General features: G+C 63.4%; 6 protein-coding genes. All 6 read right to left on the bottom strand.

All coding sequences use genetic code 11. From position 1 onward, the window contains the following. The coding region (gene ahbB / locus JHC36_RS01060) for a siroheme decarboxylase subunit beta (RefSeq protein ID WP_287914767.1) at positions 1 to 382 on the bottom strand (382 nt) is incomplete at its 3' end. After that, complete coding sequence (locus tag JHC36_RS01055) at positions 369 to 869, bottom strand: Lrp/AsnC family transcriptional regulator (RefSeq protein ID WP_287914764.1); 501 nt, start codon at positions 867 to 869, stop codon at positions 369 to 371. The genes ahbB (JHC36_RS01060) and JHC36_RS01055, both read right to left, overlap by 14 nt. Further along, the gene (gene ahbB / locus JHC36_RS01050) at positions 856 to 1,908 is read right to left on the bottom strand and encodes a siroheme decarboxylase subunit beta (protein WP_287914761.1); all 1,053 of its coding nucleotides are present in this window, start codon (positions 1,906 to 1,908) and stop codon (positions 856 to 858) included. Before ahbB (JHC36_RS01050) ends, JHC36_RS01055 begins: the two co-directional genes overlap by 14 nt. A gap of 3 nt (positions 1,909 to 1,911) precedes the next feature. Continuing rightward, entirely contained in the window at positions 1,912 to 3,105 is a 1,194-nt protein-coding gene (locus JHC36_RS01045) for a cytochrome D1 domain-containing protein (protein ID WP_287914758.1), read from the bottom strand. Next, positions 3,102 to 3,449 (bottom strand): c-type cytochrome, encoded by a 348-nt coding sequence (locus JHC36_RS01040; RefSeq protein ID WP_287914756.1) that lies wholly within the window; start codon positions 3,447 to 3,449, stop codon positions 3,102 to 3,104. The genes JHC36_RS01045 and JHC36_RS01040 overlap by 4 nt, the downstream gene beginning before the upstream one ends. A 143-nt stretch (positions 3,450 to 3,592) precedes the next feature. Further along, positions 3,593 to 4,813, bottom strand: a 1,221-nt coding sequence (locus JHC36_RS01035; protein ID WP_287914753.1) for a cytochrome D1 domain-containing protein, incomplete at its 5' end; no start/stop codon positions are given.

Below are 4,813 nucleotides of genomic sequence, written 5' to 3'. Positions count from 1 at the left end.
GCGCCTGGGCCTCGACCTCCTCGCGCGAGCGCCCGTGCAGCATGGCAAAGAGGTTGTAAGGCCAGACCGGCAAGCGCCTCGGGCGCCGGTAGCAGTGACTGACGAAGGGAAGCTGGCCGATGCGCTCACCGAGTTCGTCCACGCGCTCGTCTGCTACGTCCCAGACGCTCATGCCGTTGGCTGTGAAACCAAGTCGGTAATGGTTGGGCACGGCGCCGATGCGTCGAATCACGCCTTCGTTCAGCATGGCCTGAAGGCGTTCGCGTACTTGCTCGCCGTCGATGCCCAAGGCGGCGCCTACGGCCTCGTAGGGACGGGTCACCAAGGGCAGGCCCGACTGCGTGGCGCAGATAATGCGTCGGTCGAGTTCATCGAGCGGCATGGTGATCTCCCGGCAGCAATGGCAAGCGGAGTTCGACGAAAAACTCGCGCTCCTTTGGAAATGCGTAGACCGCGAGGCCGGTCATCGCTTCGATACGTTCGACCACGGCATCGACCTCGTTGGCAGACTCGACCGCGATCACGAACCACATGTTCAGCGGCGTGGCTCCTGGCGCATCGGGGCGAGCTGACTCGCGCCGGTAGTTGTGGGCGATCTCGCGCATAGCCCCCAGCTGCGCAGCCACCGCTTCAAAACGTTCCTCGGGCACCGCCATGGCGGCCAGCACGAAGCGGCCACCGGCGCGTTCGATCTGGAACAACGGACCGAAACGCGTGAGTTCGCCGTGCGCCAGCAAACGTCGCAGGCGATCGATTACCGTCTCTTCACTCAAGCCGAGTTCCGCCGCGACGTCGGCGAAGGGCCGTTCGCTCAATGGGAAGCCGCCGTGCAACCGGTCGATCAGGCGCAAGTCGTCAGGCGACGGCATGGTCACGCTCCTCGGCCAGACAGGCCGCAGCGTCCGGTTCGATCCAGCCGCGAAAGCGGCGCCCGCCGGTCTGTTTGAAACGGCGGGTGGAAAACAGCACCTCACGCGGGCAGTCGCCGAGCTTGGCCGCTGCCGTCATGCGCTCGACCACATCCATCACCGCCTGGCGGTGGGTGCCGTGCACCATGGCGTAGAGGTTGAACGGCCAACCCTCAGCGCGCTCGCGGCGATAGGCCAGCGTGACCCCGGCCTGGGCGGCCAGTGCCTCTCCGGCGGCGTCCACCGCTGAGTCCGGCACATCGAACACCGTCATGGCGTTGGCGGCAAAACCCAAGTCGTGGTGGCGCACAACCACGCCAAAGCGCTTGAGCCTGCCTTCGGCCAACCATGCACCGATGCACTCGGTCACTTCATCTTCGCTCCAGCCCAATTCGGTAGCCCAGAGGGCATAAGGCCGCTCCACCAGCGGCAGGCCCGCCTCCACCCGCTGGGCCAGCGGCCATAAGCTAGGGTCGAGGGGCGCCATCTGGGCGTTGCGGTTTGTTAGCGCACCCATGGGTTGCGTGGCAGTGTCACCGCGAAGGTCGAACCCGAGGTCGATGCGGTAGGGCCGAACCATGCGCAGGCGCAAAGCGCGCAAGCCGGTGGCCGCCTCCAGCGCCGTCACCCCGCCGTCCACCGCGGCACGGTCGATTCCAGTCATCACGAACCAAAGATTCTGTCGGTGCTCGCGCAGGTAGTTGTGGTTCACGCCCGGGTGCGCCGAAACCATGGCAGCCACCTCGTCGATGCGGTTCTCTGGCACGGCCATGGCCGCCAGCATGGCATCCCCCCCGCTACCGTGGGCAAACACACCGCCGATGCGACTGATGCGCCCATCGGACTGAGCCTGGCGCAGGGCGTGGAGCACCGCGTTGCGTGAGCGGCCTGTCGCGTCAGCCAGTACGCCGAACGGATCGCGGCACAGCGGGAATCCGTGCTGCCAATCGTTGAGCAGGCGCAGATCGCCGTCGATCGCTGGACGTACGGCGGCATGCATCGCTCAGAACCCCATGCGCGCGGCGCGCGAAGTGAAGAAGATGCCGCTGGGTGCCGGGACATCGAGCCGCGCCAAAGTGCGAAAATCTTCGGTACTGACCACACTCACGCGGTTGTCGTCGCGGCTGCTGATCCACACGGCTTCGCCACGCGGTGTGAATTCCATGTGCAACACGGCTTTTCCGGGCTCGAGCGTGTGCACGATACGCTGAGCTTGCGTGTCGATCACCTGCACCCGGTGATAGTCGGGCACTGCAAAGTTGACCCAGACCTGGCGGCCATCGGGCCGTGCCATGACGAACACTGGCTGGCCCGCCACCGGGACGCGGCCCACCTCCTGCCAGCTGTCGGTGTCCACCACCAACACTTCATGCCTTCCGATGGCCGGAAGGTAGGCGCGGCGCCCTGCCACAGCCCAGCCGCGCAGGTGCGGCATCTTGTAAACAGGCAATGGCGCCTGACCTTTGCCGTAGCCGCCGAGGATGCGTCGGACCGTTGGCGTCTCGGCCCAGAGGTCGATCATCGCCAGGCCGTCTTCACCGAACAGACCCGCGATGTAGTAGCGGCCATCGGGCGTGACCAGCGCATCGTACGGCTGGTGGCCAATACCATCGAATTTCCGAATGTGGATTCGCTTTGGGTCCGAACAATCGGTGATCCAAATCGCGTCCGCATCGAAGAGGCTGTAGGCAAAGCGCCGACCCGGCAAATCGACCAAGCCGACCACGCGGGAACGCTTTCCTGGGGCATGTTCAGCTGGCACATCGGCGACCAGTTCCAGTGTGTGCGCGTCGAACACCTTGACACCACCGGGTGTGTAGTTCTGCGCGGCCACCAGCGCGCCGTCGTCACTGATGGCGCCGCCGATGGAATTGCCCGCCTGCATCAAGCGGCGCACGATGCGCTGGCGAAGCATATCGACCATGGTGAGCGCACCATCGCGCCCGAACACGTAGGCGTAACGCCCATCGCGCGAGAACACCACCGATGCGTGTGAAAGATCACCCAAGTCCTGTACCTCGCCAATCACTGAGCGGGTCGTGGTTTCGATGAGGTACACCGTCCCGTTGGCGCGTCCGACGACCACACCCAGGTCGCCAGTGCCGCGCAGCGCAGGCGCGGCGCAACCGCCGAAACCACCGAGTGCTGCCAGAGAAGAGAGGCTGGCCACGGTCAGCAACCATTCGCGACGCTTCATCGTGCACCTACACTTTCCTCGGGGAAGCCCTGCTGAAGGCGCAGCGCAATCCAGCGCGCCTCGGGCTCGCTGAGCATCGCCTTCCAGGGCGGCATGGGAGTGCCTGGTCGGCCGTGAAAGATCACGGCGGTCAGGCTGTCAGTCGAAAACCCTGCCAGTGCCTCGCGGGTAAGCGCGGGACCCAAGCCGCCGGTCAGGCGCATACCGTGGCAGGACCCGCAGTCCTGCCGAACCATGCGCACTAGTTCCCGCGCGCGAGCTCCATCGGGCTCACCGGCCGGCTGCGCGATGGCAGGCAGTACCGTACAGCCACACAGGAGAAAGAGCAGACAACGAGAGAACATGGCACTCCAGGCATCGGGGCTGCGACGTATTTTCGGCGACAGGACCACCCTTGGAAGCGAGGCTACCAGGACAAAGGGGCACCCCCGGATCACCGTCGGCGCGTGACCAAGGGGGGGCGAGGCAGCAGCGGCCCAAGAGGAAGTCAATAGACGTCGTGCTGCGTGTTGTAGACGTTGAAGTGACCCGTCGGCGTGATCAGACGTGGATCCTTGATCACGGCCTTGAGCTTGAGCGTCTTGTCATCCACGACGACGATCGCACTCTCCTTGTTCTTGGCACTCCACACGGAGAACCAGACCTCGTCGCCAGCCTTGTTGAACTCGGGTTGGACAACGCGCTTGGAGCCGTCGTCCTTGAGGCCCGCCCACTCGGCAATCGGGAGCACGGTGTAGCCTTTGTCGAGATTATCAATTTCGTACACCGCGACCGTCTGCGAGATCTTGGGATCGGGATTGAGCGGCGTGTCTGCGTACAGATGCTTGCTCTTCGGATGGCTCTTGATGAACAGCGCGCCTCCACCCTGCCCCTTGAGAGTCTCCACGACCTTGAAGGCATTGGCCTTGTGCTTGACCGGGTCTGTACCGATGAGAGAAATCGTCTCATCACCCAAGTGTCCCGTGGACCATACCGGTCCGTACTTCGGGTGCACGAAATTCGCGCCACGGCCTGGGTGCGGGATCTTGCCTACGTCGATCAGCTTGGCGAGTTTGCCTTCTTTCAGATCCACCGCGGCAATCTTGTTGCTGTTGTTCGCGGCGACCAAGAAATAACGTTTGGTCGAATCCAGGCCACCGTCATGCAAGAAGCGTGCCGTGCCGATCTCCGTGATCTTCAGTGCGTCGATATTGGAATAGTCCACCAAAAGCGTCTTGCCCGTCTCCTTGACGTTCACCACGAATTCGGGGCGAAAGTGGTTGGCTACGATGGAGGCAACGCGCGGCTCGGGGTGATATTCCTGTTTGTCCACCGTGACGCCACGGGTCGATACGATCTTCAGCGGTTCGAGCGTGTCGCCGTTCATGATGACGAACTGCGGCGGCCAGTAGCTGCCGGCAATCGCATATTTATCCTCGAAGCCTTTGAACTTACTGGTCTCGACCGAGCGCGCTTCGAGCCCGGTGCGGATCTCGGCCACCGTGTCGGGCTTTTCCATCCACAGGTCGATCATGTTGATCTTGGCATCGCGGCCAATCACGAACAGATAGCGCCCCGACGCCGACAAGCGCGAGATGTGCACCGCGTAGCCGGTCTTGATGACGTTGATGATTTTCTTGGTGTCGCCGTCGATCAGCGCCACCTCGCCCGCATCACGCAGCGTGGTGCTGAAGATGTTGCTGATGTTGTAGTTGTTCATCTTTTTCTT

Origin of the sequence: Tibeticola sp., assembly GCF_022759015.1 — a bacterium.
Classification (GTDB): domain Bacteria; phylum Pseudomonadota; class Gammaproteobacteria; order Burkholderiales; family Burkholderiaceae_C; genus Tibeticola; species Tibeticola sediminis.
This window is presented reverse-complemented; position numbering and strand designations above follow the sequence as displayed.